The organism is Vibrio sp. VP6, from assembly GCF_028823755.1.
GTDB lineage: Bacteria > Pseudomonadota > Gammaproteobacteria > Enterobacterales > Vibrionaceae > Vibrio > Vibrio parahaemolyticus.
In genome coordinates this window covers 1-1445 of the sequence record NZ_JAPEID010000134.1, presented here as the reverse complement: position 1 = coordinate 1445, position 1445 = coordinate 1, and the positions used below count along the sequence as shown (strand labels likewise).

At 45.5% G+C, this 1445-nt stretch carries 2 protein-coding genes; both read left to right on the top strand.

All coding sequences use genetic code 11. The features are described 5' to 3' along the window. Nucleotides 1-596 (top strand): OmpA family protein (locus OU793_RS24445; protein WP_274647903.1); only part of this gene is annotated, 596 nt, incomplete at its 5' end. A gap of 3 nt (nucleotides 597-599) precedes the next feature. Next, nucleotides 600-1445, top strand: an 846-nt coding sequence (locus OU793_RS24440; protein ID WP_274647902.1) for a hypothetical protein, incomplete at its 3' end; no start/stop codon positions are given.

The following is a 1445-nucleotide window of genomic DNA, read 5'->3' as shown; positions in this document are numbered from 1 at the left end:
TGTACTTCAAACTCGGCATGTCTTTGAATGACGACAATTGGACACCAAGTGCGGGTACTGGGGTGAACTATCGACTGTCCCCAAATTGGCTTTTGGATGTGGGATATCGTTGGATTGATGACATTCCTGACGTGGAAAGTGACTTGTATGAATTCACGGTGGGCGGGCGCTATATCTTTGGTGTTGATGAGCCTGAGCCACTTCCACCTATCGTAAAACCGACCCCGCCGCCGGAGCCTGAATTGAAAGAAGTAGTGGTATCGATAGATGCAGAAACCCTCTTTAAATTTGATAGTGATGAAGTGCAAGTCAACGAAGCATTGCTGCGCGCGATTGACGACATCGGCACCACTCAACAAATCATTGTTGTCGGACACACAGACAGCACAGGTAGCGCAGCGTACAACATGGCGCTCTCGCTTCGCCGCGCCGTCGCCATTAAAGATTTCATGGTATTAAAAGGCATACCAGAGAACAACATTTTGGCTCAAGGGCGAGGTGAAGAAGAGCCTATTGCTTCCAACGATACCCACATTGGTCGAACTCAAAACCGTCGAGTCGACATTCGGTATCACGTTGTGAAGGTGGAGGAATAAACGATGTTTTGGTTAAAAGTAATTTTATATTCAATGCTATTGGCATTGGCAGGGTGCGGTGGAGACAGCGCACCTAACAATGATAACTCAGGTGGTTCGGGTGGCGGCGATACAGAAGTCACGCCACCAACCATTCCGCCAAGCTCAAAGAGCATTCGGGCGGCTGATTTTCATTTAACATTTGATATCAACACGGGCATTGATGCATTAAACGTCAATTTTTCAACTTTTGTGTCATCAATGGAAAATAAGTCTTTATCAATAACTGAGATAGCAGCTTTAAGCAAAGACGCTCATTGTCAGATTTTAAGCTCTGATCCAAAAAGACTTCAATTCGCGGTATCTCCCAAAACAGCGAAGACCTGTGTTTATCGCTATACCGTCACCGATGGCATCGCTTCAACAGAGGGAATGGGGCGAGTTACTTTCAGTGCCAGTCAATCAAATAGAACTCAAAAGGCTTCGTCAGGCATATCCACACTGAGTACAGTTCTTCCCTCTGTTTCAAAATCAACAACATTAGGAGAAACGTTAACATTCAGTTTAGCCGACGAGTTTAGCACAGAATTAACGTTGATGACACACCCATTATTCTCGGAAGCCATTGCAGCTTACGGCACCGGCGTTCCGATAATTACAGAGTCTGGGGATGTCACTTATGACGCCGTCGCGACGGGGAGCTCATTGGCCTATTTTCATATATTGGATGATCAAAACACACCTGATGACAAAAGTGACGACATTATCTACAACGGCACGTTAATTATTGATGTATCAGGGACTACTAATAATCCCCCATCAGCGGCTTTGTTGCGTAATTCAGACGAGAAACCAAACCTCCTAAAGTTG